Annotated in this window: 19 protein-coding genes and 1 tRNA gene; 5 read left to right on the top strand and 15 right to left on the bottom strand. The window is 58.5% G+C overall.

The features are described from left to right. Positions 1-3: 3 nt before the first annotated feature. The 6 genes from ACR0K9_RS09845 to ACR0K9_RS09820 form a co-directional block, all read right to left on the bottom strand. Positions 4-1,134 (bottom strand): murein hydrolase activator EnvC family protein, encoded by a 1,131-nt coding sequence (locus ACR0K9_RS09845; protein WP_480822724.1) that lies wholly within the window; start codon positions 1,132-1,134, stop codon positions 4-6. Continuing rightward, positions 1,131-2,648 (bottom strand): 2,3-bisphosphoglycerate-independent phosphoglycerate mutase, encoded by a 1,518-nt coding sequence (gene gpmI, locus ACR0K9_RS09840; RefSeq protein ID WP_480822722.1) that lies wholly within the window; start codon positions 2,646-2,648, stop codon positions 1,131-1,133. Before gpmI ends, ACR0K9_RS09845 begins: the two co-directional genes overlap by 4 nt. Before the next feature lie 87 nt (positions 2,649-2,735). Further along, positions 2,736-4,406, bottom strand: a complete 1,671-nt coding sequence (locus ACR0K9_RS09835) for a sulfatase-like hydrolase/transferase (RefSeq protein WP_480822720.1) — start codon at positions 4,404-4,406, stop codon at positions 2,736-2,738. 15 nt (positions 4,407-4,421) lie between these two features. Next, positions 4,422-4,652 carry a (Na+)-NQR maturation NqrM gene (gene nqrM, locus ACR0K9_RS09830; RefSeq protein ID WP_480531099.1) on the bottom strand — a complete coding sequence of 77 codons (231 nt, stop codon included), beginning with the start codon at positions 4,650-4,652 and terminating at the stop codon, positions 4,422-4,424. Positions 4,653-4,667: 15 nt separating this feature from the next. Further along, positions 4,668-5,693: an FAD:protein FMN transferase gene (locus ACR0K9_RS09825; RefSeq protein ID WP_480822718.1), complete on the bottom strand. Its 1,026-nt coding sequence runs from the start codon at positions 5,691-5,693 to the stop codon at positions 4,668-4,670. Positions 5,694-5,758: 65 nt separating this feature from the next. Continuing rightward, the gene (locus ACR0K9_RS09820) at positions 5,759-5,917 is read right to left on the bottom strand and encodes a hypothetical protein (RefSeq protein WP_480531095.1); all 159 of its coding nucleotides are present in this window, start codon (positions 5,915-5,917) and stop codon (positions 5,759-5,761) included. Between the two features lie 150 nt (positions 5,918-6,067). Between ACR0K9_RS09820 and ACR0K9_RS09815 the strand changes: the two genes are divergently transcribed. Then, positions 6,068-6,592 carry a CBS domain-containing protein gene (locus ACR0K9_RS09815; protein ID WP_480822716.1) on the top strand — a complete coding sequence of 175 codons (525 nt, stop codon included), beginning with the start codon at positions 6,068-6,070 and terminating at the stop codon, positions 6,590-6,592. 4 nt (positions 6,593-6,596) lie between these two features. Here ACR0K9_RS09815 and ACR0K9_RS09810 read toward each other — a convergent pair whose 3' ends face one another. After that, complete coding sequence (locus ACR0K9_RS09810; protein WP_480822714.1) at positions 6,597-7,376, bottom strand: metallophosphoesterase family protein; 780 nt, start codon at positions 7,374-7,376, stop codon at positions 6,597-6,599. Between the two features lie 150 nt (positions 7,377-7,526). Between ACR0K9_RS09810 and ACR0K9_RS09805 the strand changes: the two genes are divergently transcribed. Both ACR0K9_RS09805 and tviB read left to right on the top strand, forming a co-directional pair. Beyond that, entirely contained in the window at positions 7,527-8,540 is a 1,014-nt protein-coding gene (locus tag ACR0K9_RS09805; protein ID WP_480531089.1) for a GDP-mannose 4,6-dehydratase, read from the top strand. 14 nt (positions 8,541-8,554) lie between these two features. Continuing rightward, a complete protein-coding gene (tviB, locus tag ACR0K9_RS09800) occupies positions 8,555-9,838 on the top strand; it encodes a Vi polysaccharide biosynthesis UDP-N-acetylglucosamine C-6 dehydrogenase TviB (protein WP_480823125.1) in 1,284 nt (427 codons plus the stop codon). A gap of 55 nt (positions 9,839-9,893) precedes the next feature. Here tviB and nqrF read toward each other — a convergent pair whose 3' ends face one another. From nqrF to ACR0K9_RS09770, 6 genes are read right to left on the bottom strand one after another with little or no spacing between them, the layout of a single operon-like run. Then, complete coding sequence (nqrF, locus tag ACR0K9_RS09795; protein WP_480822712.1) at positions 9,894-11,117, bottom strand: NADH:ubiquinone reductase (Na(+)-transporting) subunit F; 1,224 nt, start codon at positions 11,115-11,117, stop codon at positions 9,894-9,896. Between the two features lie 10 nt (positions 11,118-11,127). Continuing rightward, positions 11,128-11,736, bottom strand: coding sequence for an NADH:ubiquinone reductase (Na(+)-transporting) subunit E (gene nqrE, locus ACR0K9_RS09790; protein ID WP_480531085.1), 609 nt, complete (start codon positions 11,734-11,736; stop codon positions 11,128-11,130). After that, on the bottom strand, positions 11,736-12,389 hold the full coding sequence (locus ACR0K9_RS09785; RefSeq protein ID WP_480822710.1) for an NADH:ubiquinone reductase (Na(+)-transporting) subunit D: 654 nt from the start codon (positions 12,387-12,389) through the stop codon (positions 11,736-11,738). Before ACR0K9_RS09785 ends, nqrE begins: the two co-directional genes overlap by 1 nt. Then, a complete protein-coding gene (locus ACR0K9_RS09780) occupies positions 12,389-13,216 on the bottom strand; it encodes a Na(+)-translocating NADH-quinone reductase subunit C (RefSeq protein ID WP_480822708.1) in 828 nt (275 codons plus the stop codon). The genes ACR0K9_RS09785 and ACR0K9_RS09780 overlap by 1 nt, the downstream gene beginning before the upstream one ends. Beyond that, a complete protein-coding gene (locus ACR0K9_RS09775) occupies positions 13,209-14,417 on the bottom strand; it encodes an NADH:ubiquinone reductase (Na(+)-transporting) subunit B (RefSeq protein WP_480822706.1) in 1,209 nt (402 codons plus the stop codon). The genes ACR0K9_RS09780 and ACR0K9_RS09775 overlap by 8 nt, the downstream gene beginning before the upstream one ends. A gap of 5 nt (positions 14,418-14,422) precedes the next feature. After that, the gene (locus tag ACR0K9_RS09770; RefSeq protein ID WP_480822704.1) at positions 14,423-15,766 is read right to left on the bottom strand and encodes a Na(+)-translocating NADH-quinone reductase subunit A; all 1,344 of its coding nucleotides are present in this window, start codon (positions 15,764-15,766) and stop codon (positions 14,423-14,425) included. 298 nt (positions 15,767-16,064) lie between these two features. On the opposite strand from ACR0K9_RS09770, the gene ACR0K9_RS09765 reads away from it, so the two are divergent. Further along, a complete protein-coding gene (locus tag ACR0K9_RS09765) occupies positions 16,065-17,180 on the top strand; it encodes a THUMP domain-containing class I SAM-dependent RNA methyltransferase (protein ID WP_480822702.1) in 1,116 nt (371 codons plus the stop codon). A 116-nt stretch (positions 17,181-17,296) separates the two neighbouring features. Beyond that, positions 17,297-17,373 (top strand) — tRNA-Pro (locus tag ACR0K9_RS09760). Between the two features lie 131 nt (positions 17,374-17,504). Here the strand turns inward: ACR0K9_RS09760 and ACR0K9_RS09755 are convergent. Then, positions 17,505-18,140: a site-specific integrase gene (locus ACR0K9_RS09755; RefSeq protein WP_480822700.1), complete on the bottom strand. Its 636-nt coding sequence runs from the start codon at positions 18,138-18,140 to the stop codon at positions 17,505-17,507. A 624-nt stretch (positions 18,141-18,764) separates the two neighbouring features. Continuing rightward, positions 18,765-19,661, bottom strand: a complete 897-nt coding sequence (locus ACR0K9_RS09750) for an EamA family transporter (RefSeq protein ID WP_480822698.1) — start codon at positions 19,659-19,661, stop codon at positions 18,765-18,767. Between the last annotated feature and the right edge of the window lie 14 nt (positions 19,662-19,675).

Raw genomic sequence — 19,675 nt, 5'->3', positions numbered from 1 at the left:
CGTTTATCCATCCTTGTCCGTCCGGAACCAATTGTCCGGATCCACGGGGCTGTTGCCTTGTCTTACCTCTATATAGAGCGTTTCTGAACGGTCAGTTCCAGTGCCATCACCGCTTGTTGACATAATAGCGCCGATTCCGGGGGTTTCACCGGGCATCAGACCCACCGGAGTACCTTCGGGGATCACCTGTCCTGGTTGCCCATAGACCTCTTGCAGACCCGAGAACACGAAAAGCAGTCCGGGTTGCGGTTCGAGGATAACCAGATTCCCGAGATCCAGCAGCGGGCCACGGTAGCGTATCGTGGCGGCGGTCGGTGAAACAACCAGCGCCCGCGGGCGCGTGCCCAGTACCAGCCCAGGCCGCGTAACACCTGCCGCATCCGTCTCACCCGCCCCATGCAGAATCACGCCTTGCGTCGGCAACGCGATCCGGCCCTTGAGGTCAGTGACACTTGCGTTGGTCTCGGCAATCTCGCCAGCCGTGATTTCGGACAGGCCACTTGCAAACCCGTCCAGCGTTTCCGTCGACGAAATCAGAATGGCCGTGCGCACCGGGTCTTCAACAAAGCGGCGCGGCAGGTCGGTTCGGTCCGCGATGGCCTCGCTCAGGCGGGTGCGGGCATCCTGCACGCCTGTCAGACCCTCGGTCAGCGTGTTCGCAGCGCTTTGCTGAAGCCGTCGCAGCGTCTGAACCTCTTGCAGATCAGCCGCCAGGTTACGGGCCTGCGCATTCAGACCCGGAGTGACCTCGGACAGCATCATGCCAGTCCGCGCCGCCCCCAGCGGCCCCGACGGATGCAGCATAAGCACCGGCGGAGCGGTTGTTTCGATAGTTTGCAGAACGCCAAGCAATTGTGCCACTTCGCTTTCGCGCGCCTGCAACTCGGCGGTTAGCTGGGTTTCGCGCAGAGCGGCGCGGCGCAATCCGTCGCGCATGGCGGTCAGACCGGCCTCGTAGGCCTGTATCGTTTCGGTCAGCGCACGCACCCGGTCACGGGCAGAGTCGGCTTCGGACAGCGCGACCGATGCCTGCTCCAGCATTTGCGCAGCCTCCAGCGCAGCCTCGGATGGGCTGTACTGAGCCATGACGGGCCATGACCACAACAGCGTCAGGCTGAGCCAGAATGCCCTCATTTCAGCAGGCTTTGCCCGGTCATTTCAGGAGGCACCGGCAACTCCATGAGTTGCAGCAGCGTCGGCGCAAGATCGGCCAACCGCCCATCGCGCAGGACCGCACCTTTAGGGCCACCGACCAGAACGACGGGCACAGGGTTCAAAGTGTGCGCCGTATGAGGGCCGCCTGTTTCCGGATCGACCATCATTTCGCAGTTGCCATGATCTGCAGTCACGATCATGGCGCCGCCAACCTGCTTCAGGGCGGCAACCACCTGCCCCAGCCCCTGATCAACGGCTTCGCAGGCATCGATCGCCGCCTGCAGGTCGCCCGAATGGCCGACCATATCGGGGTTGGCATAGTTGGTGACGATCAGATCATAACCCTCATGAATCGCCTCGACGAACTTCTCGGTCACTTCGGCCGAGGACATCTCGGGTTGCAAATCATACGTCGCCACCTTGGGTGATTTGGGCATGAAGCGATCCTCACCGCCTTCGGGCTGTTCCTTGCCACCGTTCAAGAAGAAGGTGACATGGGGATATTTCTCGGTCTCGGCCAACCGAAACTGACGCAAACCCTGTTTTGCGACCCATTCGCCCAGCGTGTTCACGATATCCCGCTTGGGAAACACGGTGGTCATATAGGCATTGTGACCGTCAGAATATTCCACCATCCCCAGCAGCGCCGACAGCTGCGGACGGGGGCCGGTGTCGAAATCGGAAAATCCGGGCTCTCCGATCGCGTGCAGAATTTCGCGGGCGCGGTCGGCGCGGAAGTTGAGGCAGAAAAAGCCGTCTCCGTCCCGAATGCCGTCATAGTCGCCCAATACGGTCGGCGCGATGAATTCATCCGTTTCCGACTGGTTGTAGGCATGATCCACAGCGTAATGCGCAGTGCTCTCGACCCGGCCCTGCCCTTTGACCATGGCCGCGTAAGCCTCGGCCACCCGTTCCCAGCGGTTGTCGCGATCCATGGCAAAAAAGCGCCCGCAAACGGTGACGATCTTCGCGTTTTCAGGCAGGCGGTCCTGCAGCTCGGAAATATAGGTAAAGGCCGATTTGGGCGCCACATCCCGCCCGTCGGTGATGGCGTGCAGCGTCACCGGAACGCCTGCATCGGAGATGGCTTTTGCGGCGGCCACGATATGGTCGAGATGCCCGTGCACCCCGCCATCCGAGACCAGCCCCATCAGATGCGCCGTTCCGCCCGCGTCTTTCACCCGGGTGATAAAGTCCCGCAGCGCCTGGTTGCCAAAGAATGAGCCATCCTCGATCGCCAGATCGATCTGGCCCAGATCCATTGCGACCACCCGCCCTGCCCCGATATTGGTATGGCCGACCTCTGAATTGCCCATCTGGCCGCTCGGCAGACCAACATCCGGCCCGTGCGTAATCAGTTGCGCATGGGGGCCTTCAGCCATGAGCGCGTCGAAGGTCGGAGTGTTTGCCAGATAGGGCGCGTTGGCTTCGGTGTCGTCAGACAGGCCCCAACCATCGAGGATACACAAAACAACGGGTTTGGGGGCGGTCATGAAAGCTCTCCGATTGAGGCGGCGTTGCTGTCTTCTATCCCCTGCCCGCGCAAGGTTGAACCGTCTTTTAGGGCTGTTGGCACAGAATTAATCCGCCTTGTAATCCCCATAAGGCCGCGCCTTACGGTTGCGGTACTTCACGGTCAGTTCAAGCGGCATATCGTTTTCGTCGTAGATACCGATTAGCACGCCGGTCCCACGGCTGGATTCGCGCATGTTCAGCAGTTGCTCTTCGGATCGGGTGGTGCGCTGGGATTGGCGCCGTGTCCAGGTGAACAGGTGATCATACATCTCGGCGATGACCTCTGCGTGTTCAGCACTGTCGCCCAGATCGGTCAATTCGTTTGGGTCATTCTGAAGATCGAACAAGAGCGGGCGATAACCGCCCTCACAATGGATCAGCTTCCATTTCTCATTCGCTACCATGAACATGACCGCATCGCGAACCGAGGCATTCAACATCTGGGCAATGGGCGATGCCGAGTAGTCGTATTCACAGATCACCACATCACGCGGCGTGCTGTCGGCCTGACCGCGGAGAACAGGCATCAATGAATGCCCTTCAAGGATGTGGCCCGCAGGTTTTCCGCCAGCAACCTCCAAAAAGGTGGGTGCCAGATCGATGGATTCGACCAATGCGTCGCAGGTGGTGCCGCGTGTGGCATCGGCCTCGGGCGATGGATCGTAGATGATCAGTGGCATTTTGGTCGAGGCGTCGTGGAAAAAAGTCTTCTCTCCCATCCAGTGATCGCCCAGAAAATCCCCGTGATCCGAGGTCAGCACGATCATCGTATCCTGCATCCGCCCGGTCTGCTCCATCCAGTCAAACAGCCGCCCCATCTGGTCGTCGGCCTGTTTGATCAGACCCATGTAGGCAGGTATGACCGCCTCGCGAACATCCTGGCGCGAGAAGGTCTGTCCGATTTTCGTGTCCATGAATGCCTTGAGCACCGGATGCGCATTCTGCCGCTCGGCCTCGGACCGAACGACGGGCAAGACGTGCTCGGGACCATACATCGAGGCATAGGGTTCCGGCACGATGTAGGGCCAATGCGGCTTGATATAACTCAGGTGGCAGCACCACGGCCCGTCATGGCTTTGCATGAACTCGATACCACGGGTGGTCAGATAGGGTGTTTCGCTGTCTTCCTCCGCGATGTTTGCGGCTTCAGAGGAATTGTTCAGAAACCAACCCGAGAGCACATTGCCATCCGCGTCCAGCCCGGAATTGGCAAAATCGTGCCAGGGGTTGTCACTCTCATACCCTTTGTCTTTCAGATATTCGTTGTACTTTTTAGCCCCATCCGGATCATAGAACCCATCCGGCCCCTCGGGGCGCATCCCATCGTCACGTTCGAAGACATCGAAACCACATTCGGCGACGCGCGCACCGATCAGGCTATCGGGTTCAAGCCCCAGCCGCGCCATGCCTTCGGCATCTGCACGCATGTGGGTCTTGCCAACCAGCCAGCAATCCATCCCTGCCTTGCGCAGGTGATCGCCCATGGTGATCTCACCGACTTTCAGCGGGATGCCGTTCCACGACGCGCCATGTGAATGCACATAGCGGCCGGTATAGGTCGACATCCGCGAACTGCCGCAGATCGGCGACTGAATATAGGCGCGGGTAAAGCGCACGCCCTTAGAAGCGAGACGGTCGATATTCGGAGTTTGAAGATGCGGATGCCCGTAACAGCTGAGGTAGTCCCAGCGCAGTTGATCGAACATGATGAAGAGAATGTTCTTTGCCTTGGTCATGCCAAGACAGCTAAACTAGCCTTCCATCTGTTGCAGCATCTTTTTGGCACGCTTGCATTGAAGCTGGTCGCGCAGAGGGCTGTCGGGGTCGATATCCTTCTGACAGACCACGCATTTATCCGCCCCGGAAATCGCGTTCAAACCACCACAGCTGCCCTTGATGGTCTTGCCCATCAGCATCACACCCAGGGACATCCCGACCATGATGATCAGCAACAGGATGAATGCCAGAATAAAGGTGCTCATAACGGTTCCTACCGGTCAGTTGGTCCCCAGCGCATCCTTGAGCGCGCTGCTTTGTACCGTGATATAGGCTTCTGACCCGCTTGTCACATCCCGAGAGATGAAGAACACGGCAAGTTTATGCTCTTCGGCCAGTTCCATACCTTTCTCGTACCCCAAGGCCAGCATCGCCGTCGCCCAAGCATCCGCCATCATCGCACTTTCGGCCAAAACCGTGACCGAGGTGGTCCGGTGCGTAATCGGGCGTCCGGTGGTGGGGTCGATGATATGGGAATAGCGCACGCCGTCCTGTTCGAAGAAATTCTTGTAATCGCCTGAGGTCGCCATACCCAGATTATCCAGCGGCACGATCATTTGAATGGCTTGCGCCCCGGTTTCAGGCTTTTCGATACCAATGCGCCAGCTTTCACCCTTTTCGTTCTCGCCCATGGCGACGAGGTCGCCGCCGATTTCGACCATGTAGTTTTCGATGCCTGCTTCGCGGAGTTGCGCTGCCAGCGCATCGATCCCATAGCCCTTGGCGATGGCCGACAGGTTGATACCCACGCCCGGCTCGGATTTTGCCAGGGTGCCCGCGTCGCGATCCAGTGTCAGCAACCGGGCCTGACCAACCCGATCCAGCGCCGCGGCGATCTCGGCATCAGCGGGAACCGGGTCTTCGGGTTTGCGCGGGCCAAAACCCCAAAGCTCGATCAATGGCCCCAGGGTAACGTCAAAGGTGCCATCAGATTTGGTGTGCACGTCGTTTGCCGCCTCGATCACCAGCGCAAAGGCATCGGAAACCGGCATCGGGTCCGTGCTGGTCGAGGCCGAAAAGGTCGAGACCTCGGAATTCGGGTCCCAGTTGGACATTTTCGCATTCACCTCGGCCAGGGTGTCCTGAACCGCCTTGCCAAGCGCTGCCTCGTCCAGATCCTCGCCGATTGCAGTGATGTTGTAGGTCGTCCCCATGGTTTCGCCCGAAAGGCGCACCACATCAGGTTCTTTGTCGAAAAGGCATCCGGTTACGAACAGCAGTGAAGTCAGTGCAATCAGACGTCGCATCGGGGTCTCCTGGGAAAACACGTGTCCGGCGTATGCCAGCGGCCCCGATCAGAGTCAAACCGGCGTCAGACCTTGAGCGGTAGAAACGCCAGCGCAAAAAGGCCGATCGCGGCGGGCACACCGAACATCCAGGCGCGTTTTTGCCATCCCTGCGGCTGCAGCTTCCATGCCATGCGGAAATTGTGGCCGCAGACGACAACCACAAAGAAGATCAGCGCAGCCACGGGCGGGGTCAGATAGAGATCGCTCAGCAGTGTGGATTTCCCTGTATTGCGGCAAGGTTGCACCGGATTTCGAAATTGCACCCTATACAGGGTCTGTCCCTGCGATAAGGTAGAAGAGATAGCCAATTCCTGTGAAGGAGGAGACCGCCCATGGCCCCAAGCTCTTACCAGCCCCCGACACGCGGCGACAAGACCGCGTCGTCAACGCGTAGCCAGTCAGTTGAAACCAACCTGTCGCACACCCATACGACGGTTGCAAAACTGCTGGAAGGCAAAGGGGATGCGGTATTTGCAGTGCGCCCAAACGACACGATCCATTCGGTGGTGGATATATTGCGGGAAAAACACATCGGTGCCGTTGTCGTGACGGATCAGAACGGTACGCTGCAAGGCATCCTGTCGGAACGCGACATCGTGCGTCGGATGGCCGAAACACCGGGTCAGACTTTGCCGCAATCGGTATCCGACCTGATGACAACCGAAGTCAAGACCTGCACGCCCGAGGATCTTCTGAACGACGTTCTGAAGACCATGACTGAAGGGCGATTCCGTCACATGCCGGTTCTGAGCGATGGAAATCTGCGCGGCGTCATCACCATCGGAGACGTTGTGCATTTCCGGTTGAAGGAACTGGAATACGAAGCGCTGAAAATGAAGCAGATGATCGTCGGCTAAGGGTTCAGACAGAACTGCGGATGATACCGGTACGGTCGGTCGAAATGAATCGGATGTCCCCATCCGAAATTTCGGCTGCCGTCAGTTGATTGGTGGCGAACGCGCCGGTGTCGATTGAGATGACTTCACCCCGGACGCACGGTTGGTCGACAATCGTATGCCCGTGAACGACCCATTGCCCGTCTTTTCGGGGCTTTTCGGGGAATTTTGGATGACCCCAAAGACAGACCCGCTCGGATTGGCCGTCAACCGGTCGGGCAGGATCGAGGGCGCCGTGAACCGCAGTAACATTGCCTTGCGTCCAGATCAGGGGCCGCTGGCGCAACCATTCCAAAAGCGGATCGCCTATGGCAAGCCGCAGTTGGTCGGCAACTTTTTCAGGCTCCTGATCGCCGGAATAGGTCAATCCGAATGAGGCGAGTGTTTGCGCGCCTCCGTTGTGCATCCAGACGCGCTCCATCTTTGACGGATCATCGAGAAATTTCAGCAGCATTTCTTCGTGATTGCCCTTCAGGCAGATAGCCCGACCATGCCTGCTGGTGCTGAGATGGCGCACATGTCGCAAGACCTGCGCGCTATAATTCCCCCGGTCGATATAGTCGCCCAGAAATACCACAGGCACCGTTTCATCCAGCACCGCCAGAAGTGTCTGCAACAGATCAAGCCTGCCGTGAATGTCGCCAATCGCGTAGAAGTGACCGCCGGGGGCCAGCGTCGACAAGTCGACCCCTTGCGATTGCGCCGGTTTCGTCAGCACAAGGTTCTTGATCCATTTCGGTAGCATTTGCCAGATGCCTACCCCGGCAGGCCCGGTGCGGCAATCACCAAATCAGGTCCGCATCGCCTGCTGCCGCCGGAAAGCCAAAAAATCCGCTTGACGATCTGGCGGGGAAAGTATCCCTGAGGGGTAGGTTTGGACAGCGGTGTACGGCATATGAAACGGGTTTTGATTACGGGAACGGCAGGCTTTATCGGTTTTTATCTGGCGAAACTGCTGCTTTCTGAAGGGTTTCGGGTGCATGGCTATGATGGGATGACAGACTATTACGACGTCAGCCTGAAACAACGTCGGCATCAGATGTTGCTGCAAAACCCGGGCTTCACCGCGACCGAGGCCTTGCTGGAAGAGCACGAGAAGCTGATGCAGGTGGCCGAGGAGTTCCAGCCTGAAATCATCGTGCACCTCGCCGCGCAAGCCGGGGTACGATACAGCCTGGAAAACCCGCGCAGCTATATCGACTCGAATGTCGTGGGCACGTTCAACGTGATGGAGGCCGCACGTGAGCACAAGGTCGATCACCTGCTGATGGCCTCAACCTCCTCTGTCTATGGCGCGAACGAAGACATGCCTTTTACCGAGGTTGAAAAGGCTGACCATCAGCTGACGATTTATGCCGCGACCAAGAAGGCCAACGAGGCAATGGCGCATTCCTACGCGCATCTGTGGGATCTGCCGACGACCATGTTCCGGTTCTTCACTGTCTACGGACCATGGGGACGCCCGGATCTGGCGCTGTTCAAATTCGTGGACGCGATCCTCGATGGCCGCCCGATCGATATCTATAATCACGGGGATATGTATCGGGATTTCACCAATGTCGAAGACCTCGTACGCGGTATCCGGCTGCTGATTGATGTACCACCTGTGCGTCCTGCCAGCCGTGATGAGATCGAAGCGGGGGACAGCCTTTCGCCAGTTGCACCGCATCGTGTGGTAAATATCGGAAACGGAGATAAGGTGCGTTTGATGGATTTCATCGAAGCCATCGAAGACTCCATCGGCCAGAAAGCCATCCGGAATTACATGCCTATGCAGATGGGGGATGTGCCGGCCACATGGGCCGATAGTGAGTTGCTGCAGCGCCTGACGGGATACCGCCCGCAGACCGACTTCAAGGATGGGGTTGCGCAATTCGTCAAATGGTTCCGTGAGTATTACGGGAAATGATCTGAATGACAGCCATGTTTGAAACCGACCCGAATGCGCGCAAGATCGCTGTCATTGGCCTCGGCTATGTCGGCTTGCCCTTGGCGGTGGCCTTTGGCCGGATCGGACCGGTAGTGGGGTTCGACATCAATCCCGAACGGATCGCCGCACTGCGTGCCGGACAAGATACGACGCTCGAAGTTGAACCTGCCGAGTTGCGCACAGCCGATGGTTTGACCTTTACCACTGACGCGCGCGATCTGGCTGCGTGCGACACGTTCATCGTAACGGTCCCTACTCCGATTACAGCGGGCAAACAGCCGGATCTTGTGCCCTTGCTCAGCGCATCCGAAACGGTTGGCGCTGTGCTGAAACCCGGAGGTCTGGTGATCTATGAATCCACCGTCTATCCGGGCGCGACCGAGGAAGATTGCGTCCCGGTACTGGAGCGTGCCTCGGGCCTGACCTTCAATCGGGATTTCTTTGCAGGCTACAGCCCGGAACGGATCAACCCCGGCGACAAGAGCCACCGGATCGCCGATATCTGCAAAGTCACGTCCGGGTCTACGCCCGACGTGGCCGATCTGGTCGACACGCTTTACGCACGGATCATCACCGCCGGGACGCACAAGGCCGAAAGCATCCGCGTGGCCGAAGCGGCAAAGGTGATCGAGAACACCCAGCGCGACCTGAACATAGCGCTGGTGAATGAGCTTGCGATGATCTTTGGCCGTATGGATATCGACACCGACGCGGTGCTGCGCGCGGCCGGAACCAAGTGGAACTTCCTGCCCTTTCGTCCCGGCCTGGTGGGCGGGCATTGTATCGGGGTTGACCCCTACTACCTGACCCACAAGGCCGAGGCTGTGGGCCACCACCCGCAGATCATCCTGGCCGGACGGCGGCTGAATGACCGGATGGGGGCCTATGTCGTCTCGCAACTGATCAAGCGCATGACCCGTGACGGCATCAACGTGGGCGCGGCACGGGCGCTGGTGATGGGGCTGACCTTCAAGGAAAACTGTCCCGATCTGCGCAACACCCGCGTCATCGATATTGTCGAAGAACTGCAAAGCTATGGCGTGGCCGTGGACGTGCATGACCCGCACGCGGACCCGGCAGCGGCAGAAGAGGAATATGGTCTTTCCCTGATCGATGAACCGCAAGACGGAACCTATGATGCAGTCATTCTGGCGGTGGCCCATCGGGAATACCGCTCATTCGACCCGGCGCAGTTCCGGGCCTACGGCAAGGAAAACAGCGTTGTATTCGACATTAAATCCTGCCTGCCCCGCGAAGCCAGCGATTTAAGACTGTAACCCAGATCCAAGGCACAAAGAAAAACCGGCGCTTCGCAGCGCCAGTTTTTTTCCATTACCCGCCGAAATCGTCGAGCATGATGTCTTCGCGGTCCACACCCAGATCCAGCAGCATGTTGATGACCGACTGGTTCATGATTGGCGGACCACACATATAGTATTCGCAATCCTCAGGCGCGGGATGGTTCTTGAGGTATTCCTCGAACAGAACGTTGTGGATGAAGCCGGTATAGCCTTTCCACTCATCCTCGGGCTGGGCATCCGACAGGGCCACATGCCATTCGAAATTGTCGAACTCTTCGGCAAGTGTGTCGAAATCCTCGACAAAGAACATCTCTTTCTTCGAGCGCGCACCGTACCAGAAGCTGATCTTGCGGTTGCGATTTTCCAGCCGCTTGAGCTGGTCGAAGATGTGGCTGCGCATCGGCGCCATCCCGGCGCCACCGCCGATGAACACCATCTCTTTTTCCGTCTCGCGGGCGAAGAACTCGCCGAACGGACCCGAGATGGTGACCTTGTCACCCGGTTTGAGGTTGAAGATATACGACGACATCTGACCCGGCGGGATGCCTTCCGAGCCCGGAGGCGGCGAGGCAACCCGGACGTTCAGCATGATCATGCCCCGTTCGTCGGGGTAGTTGGCCATCGAATAGGCGCGTTCGATGGGTTCGTTGACCACGGACTTGTATTGCCACAGGTTAAAGCGATCCCAGTCCTCGCGGTACTCTTCTTCCACATCGAAATCGGTATACGAAAGTTGGTGCGCAGGCGCTTCGATCTGGATGTAGCCACCGGCGCGGAAATTCACATCCTCGCCTTCCGGCAGGTCCAGCGTCAGGGCCTTGATGAAGGTCGCCACGTTTTCGTTCGACCGCACCGTGCATTCCCATTTCTTGACGCCAAAGACCTCTTCGGGAACCTCGATATCCATGTCCTGCTTGACCGCGACCTGACAGGACAGGCGGTCACCACAGGCGGCTTCGCGCTTGGTGATATGGCTTTCTTCGGTCGGCAGGATCGAACCGCCGCCCGAATGCACCTTGACCCGGCATTGCGCGCAGGTGCCGCCGCCGCCGCAGGCCGATGGCACGAACAGTTTCTCGGCGGCCAAGGTCTGCAACAGCTTGCCGCCTGCGGGAACCGAAATGGTTTTCTCGCCATTGATGGTGATGTTCACGTCACCGGTCGAGACCAGCTTCGACCGCGCCGCCATGATGATGGCCACCAGCGCAATAACGATCAGAGTGAATAGGGCGACGCCTAGGGTGAAAGTTTCCATCGGCCCCTCCTTACAGTTTCACGCCCGAGAAGGACATGAAGGCCAGCGCCATCAGTCCCGCGGTGATGAAGGTGATGCCAAGACCCTGCAGACCATCGGGAATATCCGAATATTTCAGCTTTTCGCGCACACCCGCCATGGCGGTGATCGCCAGCGCCCAGCCAAAGCCGGATGACAGGCCGTAGGTTGTCGCCTCGGCAAAGTTGTAGTCGCGCTCTACCATGAACAGCGAGCCGCCCAGAATGGCGCAGTTCACGGTGATCAGCGGCAGGAAGATTCCCAGCGCGTTGTAAAGCGGCGGGAAATACTTATCGAGCACCATTTCCAGAATCTGCACCATCGCCGCAATCACGCCGATATACGAGATCAGGCCAAGGAAGGTCAGGTCAACGTCGGGAAAGCCCGCCCAGGCCAGCGCACCCGGTTTCAGCAGATAGCTGAGCAGCAGGTTGTTGGTGGGAACGGTGATTGCCTGCACGACCATCACCGAAATGCCCAGACCCAGCGCGGTGGAAATCTTCTTGGACACGGCGATGAAAGTACACATGCCAAGGAAGAAGCTGAGCGCGAGGTTTTCGACAAAGATGGCCTTTACGGCCAGTGAAATCAGACCTTCCATCAGTGGGCCTCTACCTGCTGGATTTTGTATTCACGTTCTTCCACCTGACTTGGCTTCCAGGTGCGGAAGGCCCAGATGATCAGACCGATGATGAAGAACGCCGAGGGCGGCAGCAGCAACATGCCGTTGGGCACATACCAGCCGCCATTGTTCACGGTCTCCAGAATGGTGACGCCAAACAGTGACCCGGCCCCGAATAGTTCGCGGATGAAGCCGACAAGCATCAGGATCAGGCCATAACCCATGCCATTGCCGACACCGTCGATGAAGGAGGCCATCGGCGGGTTCTTCATCGCAAACGCCTCGGCGCGGCCCATTACGATACAGTTGGTGATGATCAGGCCCACAAAGACCGAAAGGGTTTTCGAGATCTGGAAGGCATAGGCTTTGAGGATCTGGTCCACCAGGATCACCAGCGAAGCAATGATCACCATCTGTACGATAATCCGGATCGACCCGGGAATCTGGTTGCGCAGCATCGAGATGAACATTGACGCAAACCCGGTCACGAAGGTCACCGCCAGCGCCATTACAAAGGCCACCTGCAGCGACGAGGTCACCGCCAGCGCCGAACAGATGCCCAGCACTTGCAGGGTGATCGGGTTGTTGTCGACAAGTGGGTCGACCAACAGCTCTTTCTTGGTCTGGGACATCAGAACTCTCCTGCTTGCAGTTTGGCCAGGAAGGGGCCATAGCCCGCGTCACCCATCCAGAATTTCACCAGATTATCGACACCGACCGAGGTCAGCGTGGCACCAGCCAGCGCGTCGATGTAGAAATCGGGTCCGGCAGCGGGTTGTGACTTGGCGACGGTGATCTGCAGATCGCCCGCCTCATCCCGCAGTTTCTTGCCGTTCCACAACGCTTTCCAGCGCGGGTTGTCCACCTCGGCCCCAAGGCCGGGGGTTTCGCCGTGCTGATAGAATTGCAGGCCGAAGATATCGTTGCCGTTATTCTCCAGCGCGATAAAGCCATAGAGCGTGGACCACAGACCATAGCCGTGCAGCGGCAGGATCACCTTGTCCAGGGCCCCCGCATCGTCGCGCAGCAGATAGATCACCCGGTACTTGGCCTGACGGCCAATGCCAGCCGGGTCATCATCCAGCGCGACGCTCAATTCGGGGTCGCTGGCGGCGGCGATATCGTCAAAGGTCGCCGGGTCGAACTGATCGTCGACAAAATCGCCGGTCGCCAGTTCCAGCACATGCGGTTCGAACGCGGCGAAAGCTTCGGTGACGTCGATGCCGGGCTCATAAACACCCGCCACCTGCAGAACGTTGACCTGCTTGTCCTTCAGCTTGTTGGCTTCTTGCACCGGGCGCAGACTGACGGCGGCGGCGGATACGACCATCGAGGCGACAAGGCAGACAGCGACGGCGATAAAGATCGTTTTGCCAACCGAATCCGGCGAGGCTGCCAGAAACCTGGCAATCGCGCCCTTGGGTGCGTCGTTGTTATCCGGGGTTTGCGTATCAGACATGGCGACGCGCCCTCCGTTTGATGTTGGCCTGCACGACGAAATAGTCGATCAGCGGGGCAAAGACGTTACCGAACAGGATTGCCAGCATCATGCCTTCGGGGAAAGCCGGGTTCACCACACGGATCAACACAACCATGACACCAATCAGCGCGCCATAGATATAGCGGCCCAGATTGGTGTGGCTGGCCGAAACCGGCTCGGTCACCATGAAGGCCAGACCGAAGGCATAGCCACCCAGCACGATATGCCAGTACCATGGCATCGCGAACATCGGGTTGGTGTCGGAGCCGATCAGGTTCAGCAGCAGGGTAAAGCCGATGGTCCCCGCAAGACAGCCCAGAACCAGGCGATAATTGGCGATCTTGGTCATCAGCAGGAAGGCCAGACCGATCATGCAGGCCAAGGTCGATGTTTCGCCAAAGCTGCCCTGAATAGTGCCGAAGAAGGCGTTGCCCAAGGTGATGCCCTCGGCCGCCAGCGCCTGCACGCCTTCGGCTGCAGATATCCCCAGCGCGGTTGCGCCGGAAAAGCCGTCAACCGGGGTCCAGACCGCATCGCCCGACATCTGCGCCGGATAGGCAAAGTACAGGAACGCACGACCCACAAGCGCAGGGTTGAGGAAGTTCTTACCAGTACCACCAAAGACTTCCTTGCCGATCACCACACCGAAGATGATCCCCAGCGCCACCTGCCACAAAGGCGTCGTGGCGGGCATGATCAGCGTGTACAGCATTGAGGTTACAAGGAAACCTTCGTTCACCTCATGGCCGCGCACGGTGGCGAAGATGACTTCGAAGATGCCGCCCGCGACAAGCGTCACGATATATATCGGCAGGAAATACAAAAGCCCGTGCATCACGTTGGCAAAGATACTGGACGGGTCCAGCGAGATGCCGAACATCTGCAGAAGGGCAATCCGCCAGCCGGTGGCCGCATCCGGACCCAGAGAGGCAATGGCCGAGTTGGCCTGATAGCCGGTGTTCCACATCCCCCACAAAATACAGGGGATCGTGGCGATCACGACATAGGTCATGATCCGCTTCATATCCACATATGACCGCGCGTGCGGTGCAACGGTGGTGACGGTTTTCGGAGTGTAGATGAAGCTTTCGACCATCTCATAGATGGGGAAATACTTCTCGTACTTGCCGCCCTTGGTAAAGTTCGGCTCGATCCGGTCAAAGAAGTTGCGCAAACCCATTCGGATCAGCCCTCCTTTTCAATCTTGGACAGGCAGTCGCGCAGCGCCAGCCCGTATTCATATTTCGCCGGGCAGGCAAAGCCCACAAGGCCCATGTCTTCTTCGTCCAGCTCAAGCGCACCCAGCGCTTGCGCGGCGTCGGTATCCATCACCAGCAGCGCCCGCAGCAACTGCGTCGGCAGGTAATCCTGCGGCATCAGCTCTTCGAACAGACCGGTCGGCACCATCGCCCGCCGACCGCCATTCAGGTTCGAGGTCAGGGCATAGAGCTTTTTCGAGAACGCCGAGCCCAATACCGGCTGGACAGAGAATTTCGACGGCATCGGACGAATCCAGCCCATCGGAATCTGGTCAGGATCTTCGCGGATGATGCAGATCTGGCGAGCAAACCGACCCAGATATGCCGTGGGCCCATCGGCATGCCGCCCCGAGAGGATTGAGCCTGAAATGATCCGCGCAGTGCCGTCCACATTGACCTCATCCCGGGTCAGGTCATCGGTCGACGCGCCCATGACGGTGCGGATCAGGCGCGGCTGACGCGCGCCTGGACCGGCCAGCGCAATCACGATATTCGGATCCAGATGCCCGGTCTGCATCAGGCGGCCAATCGCAATCACGTCCTGATAGCCGATTGTCCAAACCTGTTTATCACCGGCCAGCGGCTCAAGGAAATGGATATGCGTTCCGGCAAGGCCCGAGGGGTGAGGTCCGGAAAACGCAGCCGCTTCAACGCCGGGCAAATCGCCCCCGGGGATCGATGCACCTTCCTGCTGGCACAGATAAGTCTTGCCGTCGGTCAGTTGCGAGACAGTTGCGAGACCAGCCGCAAATGCCTCGCCCGCATCGGCGATGATCAATGACGCGTCGCCTGCCAATGGATCGCTGTCCATCGCGGTCACGAAAATTGCGGCAGGTTTGGTGCCCGGCTCGGGCATCTTCGAATAGGGCCGCGTCCGGAAAGAGGTCCACAAGCCAGCGGCACACAGCCTTGCGGTGACACCTTCGGCGGTTTGCGCATCTCCGACGCCTGCGAAGGCTACGCCGCTGTCAATGGCGTCCGAAACTTCAATTACGACGCTTTGCAAGACCCTGCGCGCACCGCGATTGATCGCCACGACTTTGCCGGTCAGCGGTGCAACCATCATCGCATCAGGCGCGTCCTTGTGGCAAAACAGCGGGGTGCCACGTTGAACTGCGTCGCCTTCTTGCACCAGCATCTTGGGCTTCAGCCCGATATAGTCTCCACCCAGCACAGCAACCGACGAGAATTCCGGCCCTGGCTGGATATTTTGTTCAGGCGCGCCTTCAACCGGCAGATTAAGCCCTTTTTTCAGTTTGAAAGTCTGCATGTCGCTATTGTCTTCCAAGCCTTCTTCCCTGCGCCCCGAAATCCGGGCTGTTGCATTGGTTTGTCCGCGCCCTGCATTGGGGCGCGATGCGTTGGCGCGCACCCATGACTTCAGTCACGCGCGCAGGCGTAATTTCATTCCACGCTCCTTTACGCAAGCGTGGCTGCGAACGCAAACCTGTTACCGCCGAAACTGGTGCGTTCGCATCACTTTCGTTTGATTTGCGTCAAAATGCCAGCAATTTGCGTCGTGCAATTTGCCTGTCGCGCCTGCCCGACTTCCGGTGTAATCAACCCGAATGGAAAACGACACCGAACTCGAGATCTTTCTTGTCGCCACACCGGGGCTCGAAGTACCGCTGTGCGCCGAAGCGCGCGAGCGCGGTTTTTTGGACGCACGTATCACGCCCGGTGGCGTCCTCTGTCGCGGCACGTGGCTCGAGGTCTGGCGCGCCAACCTTCAGCTGCGCGGGGCCACCAAGGTTCTGGTCCGACTGGGTAACTTCCCGGCCGTGCATCTGGCACAGCTCGACAAACGCGCCCGCAAATTTCAGTGGGCCGAGTTTCTGCGCCCGGACGTGCCGATCAAGGTCGAAGCCAGCAGCAGGAAATCCCGGATCTATCACGCAGGTGCAGCCCGTCAGCGTGTGGAACGGGCGATCTCAGAGACTCTCGGAGCACCGATTGCCGCTGACGCGACTTTGCGGATCATGCTGCGAATCGAGAAGGATATCTGTACCTTATCAGTCGATACGTCGGGTGAGCCCCTGCACAAGCGAGGGCACAAACCCGCTGTGGCCAAGGCCCCAATGCGCGAGACAATGGCCGCCATGTTCCTACGCGAGTGCGGGTTTGATGGCGCAGAGCCTGTGCTGGATCCGATGTGCGGCTCAGGCACTTTCCCAATCGAGGCCGCCGAGATCGCCGCGGGGCTGAACCCCGGTCGCTCACGCAAGTTTGCGTTCGAACAGTTAGCATCGTTCGATCTGGACAGTTGGCACGATCTGCAACACGCTCAGACCGCTATAGGGTCCGAACAGATGTATTTTGGCTCCGACCGCAATACAGGCGCCATCGAGGCCGCCAGGACCAATGCCAACCGGGCCGGGGTTGGCCCGATCACCCGCTTCCAGCACCGTGCCGTAAGCGACATCAAACCACCCGAAGGCCCTGCGGGTCTGGTGATCGTAAATCCGCCCTATGGCGCACGGATCGGCGATGAAAAGCGTTTACGTTCGCTTTATGGCGCTCTTGGCAAGGTGCTCATGAGCCGCTTTATCGGTTGGCGTGTGGGCATTGTTACTACAACCCCAGGCCTCGCCCGCGCCACCCGCCTGCCCTTGCTGCCCCCGGGTCCCGTTGTCGATCATGGCGGCACCAAGATCCGTCTTTTCCGCACGGATCCGCTGAAATAAAAGCCCAATGGCAACCTGCAGCTCGCCATGGCTATTCCCTGCATGCGGCATCTGACGGATACAACAAAAACCCTCTTGCACATCCAAATCCCCGGGTATAGATCACGCGCCACGGTCGGAGTGTAGCTCAGCCTGGTAGAGCACTGTCTTCGGGAGGCAGGGGTCGGAGGTTCGAATCCTCTCACTCCGACCAATAAAACAAGGCGCCCAAGGGCGCCTTTGTTGTTTGCGGAGGATAAGCCGCAACGATATTCGCAACGTTTCGTTCGATAGATGTGCTCAGTTCGTTCACAACCGGCATCCACCAACTACCGAATTAGCGCTTTATATCTTCCAGTCCATAATTCCCGCTGCGTTCTTAAGCGCATCTGGGCTGTAGGACCGATAGACGTTTTCCAGGGTTTCTCGCGAGGTTGCAAAATAGGCCGTGGCGTCCTCCAGCGTTATGCCGCGAATGAACGCCCAGGTAACAGCTGTGTGCTTTAGGGTGTGCGGCGTTACGTCCTTAAGACCGGTCCGCTGGACGGCCGCGCGAAAGGCCTTGTCGATCCGATCTATCGGCGCGCCCTTAAACGACACCACGTGGCTCCCTTCCTGGGCCCAGGTCTTCATCTCCGCGTGGAGCGTGCCAGGCATCTTGACCATTCCCTTACGCTTCTTGGTCTCGGCCTCGGCTTTGCCAAGGAAATGGATCACCCCGCTGTCAAGATCGACCCAGCCGCTATCAAGGGAGGGCATCCACTTGAGCCGCGTGATCGCGGTTTTCCGACGTCCGGTGTATAGCGCGATCTTGATAAACCGCTGGACGTGAGGAGCAGAGGCCTCCAGCAGGCGCTGGATCTCCTCCTCGGTTAGCCAGCGGTCATTGGCGACTCCCTTCTCAGGCAGGGTCACGATCGGTGCATGGCTGATCCTGCGCGACGCCAGGGCGTATTTGACAGCGGCGTTCAGTGTGTTCATCTCGCGCCGGACGGTCCATGCGGCGCATCGTCTCCAGGCGGTGTATGCTTGGTGTCTGATGTGTAGGTAAGGTGTATAAGAAGAAGGGTTCCCCTAGTTATTAGGGTGATGCGCGGTCGCAGAGGCAGCGATGAATGGCAGAACGCCTCAAAGTAAGCGTTTGCTGAACACTCAATGCTTTCATCCCTCGTGGAATCAGCACCTTACCACTCGTCAATCCGATAATTTTATGTCAAATTGGTGTGCTTAGGAGCTAATCGTATTCTCGGAGATACCAGCGCCAGGAGCTGATGTCGGTTTCGCTTCTCTCCGAGGAAGATCACTAAGCCGGCTAGGGCGCTCTCTGGCAGCGTCCAACGCTGTTTTCGACTCAAGACAAACTGAAGTCATGACGCAGGCCCAGAGCGTTCTCAGCGCTTAGCGTGTTCGGCCACACTACGAGCAATAATACAGGAGGTTAGGACCGCCGCGACGCGGCGGAGCCAGAATGCGTCCCCTTCACAATTAGGAGGGAAACCTAGGACTTCGATATTCTAGGGATCCGGCGAACGGGTTTGAGCGAGGCGCTGAGCCATTCCTCGCCCACTCACGTGATTGGGTTCGTTGTTTGCAGCTCTGCACCCATCAGACAGATCCAGCCGCTGCTGGTGTCCATTTTTTCAAACCCGAATTATCCCTTCGACTCGCGCTCTGGCCAACCACAACAGAACCAATAACTATGGCCGCTCCGATCGACTGAGTGAGGCTAAGCATTTGTCCCAAGTATACCCAACCGAGCACGACAGCTGTAACAGGACTCATCATGCCAAGCATAGAGACTGCACTGGGTTCCAGACGCGCTATCCCTCGAAACCAAAGAGCATAGGTTGCTGCAGCACCAATCAATCCAAGCCAAATAAGGCCGGCGACATTTGTCGCGCTGAGCGCAGGTAGAGGCGGCTCAAGGAACAGTGCGACCAGCAGCAGTATCAAACCACCGGCTGTTAATTGCCACGCTGTGAAACTCAGCGCCGAGACCGGAGGTTGCCATTTCCGGCTGAGAACAGTGCCAGCAGCCATTGACGCGGCTCCTCCCAAACCCGCTGCTATACCGATCCAATCAAGTTGTGCTTCTGGTCCGATCAGCAGCAGAGACACACCCATTACGCCAGTCGCGGCGGCGCCGAGAGCACCAAGTCGGATTGGGGTTCCCAGCCATCCCCGCGCCATCAAAATCACGATCATAGCTTGCAACGATCCTAGGGTGGCGGCCACACCACCGGGTAACCTATACGCAGCAACGAAGAGGAGCACCCAGAACAGAGCGAAATTGAGGCTGCCTAAGACGAAAACTCGACCAAGCCATTCGCGTGGTGGAACGCAGCGCGTCACTGCAAGCAACAACAAGCCAGCAGGCAGAGCTCGTAACGCAGCCAGGGTAATCGGATAGCCAGCCGGAAGCGCTTCGGTAGTTACCAGATAAGTGCTTCCCCATACCGCTGGGGCGAGTGAGGTGAAAAGAATATCGGTTGAGCGTGACATAGTATGTCTCCCGG

This window comes from Ruegeria sp. L12 (genome assembly GCF_056531745.1).
Note: the sequence above shows the minus strand (reverse complement) of the source record. Positions and strands in the feature narration are given on the sequence as shown.

What these genes read in the sequence shown, in the direction of transcription:
- ACR0K9_RS09845 (WP_480822724.1), bottom strand. Translation starts at nt 1,134, where the DNA reads ATGAGGGCATTCTGGCTCAGCCTGACGCTGTTGTGGTCATGGCCCGTC.
- gpmI (WP_480822722.1), bottom strand. Translation starts at nt 2,648, where the DNA reads ATGACCGCCCCCAAACCCGTTGTTTTGTGTATCCTCGATGGTTGGGGC.
- ACR0K9_RS09835 (WP_480822720.1), bottom strand. Translation starts at nt 4,406, where the DNA reads ATGACCAAGGCAAAGAACATTCTCTTCATCATGTTCGATCAACTGCGC.
- nqrM (WP_480531099.1), bottom strand. Translation starts at nt 4,652, where the DNA reads ATGAGCACCTTTATTCTGGCATTCATCCTGTTGCTGATCATCATGGTC.
- ACR0K9_RS09825 (WP_480822718.1), bottom strand. Translation starts at nt 5,693, where the DNA reads ATGCGACGTCTGATTGCACTGACTTCACTGCTGTTCGTAACCGGATGC.
- ACR0K9_RS09815 (WP_480822716.1), top strand. Translation starts at nt 6,068, where the DNA reads ATGGCCCCAAGCTCTTACCAGCCCCCGACACGCGGCGACAAGACCGCG.
- ACR0K9_RS09810 (WP_480822714.1), bottom strand. Translation starts at nt 7,376, where the DNA reads ATGCTACCGAAATGGATCAAGAACCTTGTGCTGACGAAACCGGCGCAA.
- ACR0K9_RS09805 (WP_480531089.1), top strand. Translation starts at nt 7,527, where the DNA reads ATGAAACGGGTTTTGATTACGGGAACGGCAGGCTTTATCGGTTTTTAT.
- tviB (WP_480823125.1), top strand. Translation starts at nt 8,555, where the DNA reads ATGTTTGAAACCGACCCGAATGCGCGCAAGATCGCTGTCATTGGCCTC.
- nqrF (WP_480822712.1), bottom strand. Translation starts at nt 11,117, where the DNA reads ATGGAAACTTTCACCCTAGGCGTCGCCCTATTCACTCTGATCGTTATT.
- nqrE (WP_480531085.1), bottom strand. Translation starts at nt 11,736, where the DNA reads ATGGAAGGTCTGATTTCACTGGCCGTAAAGGCCATCTTTGTCGAAAAC.
- ACR0K9_RS09785 (WP_480822710.1), bottom strand. Translation starts at nt 12,389, where the DNA reads ATGTCCCAGACCAAGAAAGAGCTGTTGGTCGACCCACTTGTCGACAAC.
- ACR0K9_RS09780 (WP_480822708.1), bottom strand. Translation starts at nt 13,216, where the DNA reads ATGTCTGATACGCAAACCCCGGATAACAACGACGCACCCAAGGGCGCG.
- ACR0K9_RS09775 (WP_480822706.1), bottom strand. Translation starts at nt 14,417, where the DNA reads ATGGGTTTGCGCAACTTCTTTGACCGGATCGAGCCGAACTTTACCAAG.
- ACR0K9_RS09770 (WP_480822704.1), bottom strand. Translation starts at nt 15,766, where the DNA reads ATGCAGACTTTCAAACTGAAAAAAGGGCTTAATCTGCCGGTTGAAGGC.
- ACR0K9_RS09765 (WP_480822702.1), top strand. Translation starts at nt 16,065, where the DNA reads ATGGAAAACGACACCGAACTCGAGATCTTTCTTGTCGCCACACCGGGG.
- ACR0K9_RS09755 (WP_480822700.1), bottom strand. Translation starts at nt 18,140, where the DNA reads ATGAACACACTGAACGCCGCTGTCAAATACGCCCTGGCGTCGCGCAGG.
- ACR0K9_RS09750 (WP_480822698.1), bottom strand. Translation starts at nt 19,661, where the DNA reads ATGTCACGCTCAACCGATATTCTTTTCACCTCACTCGCCCCAGCGGTA.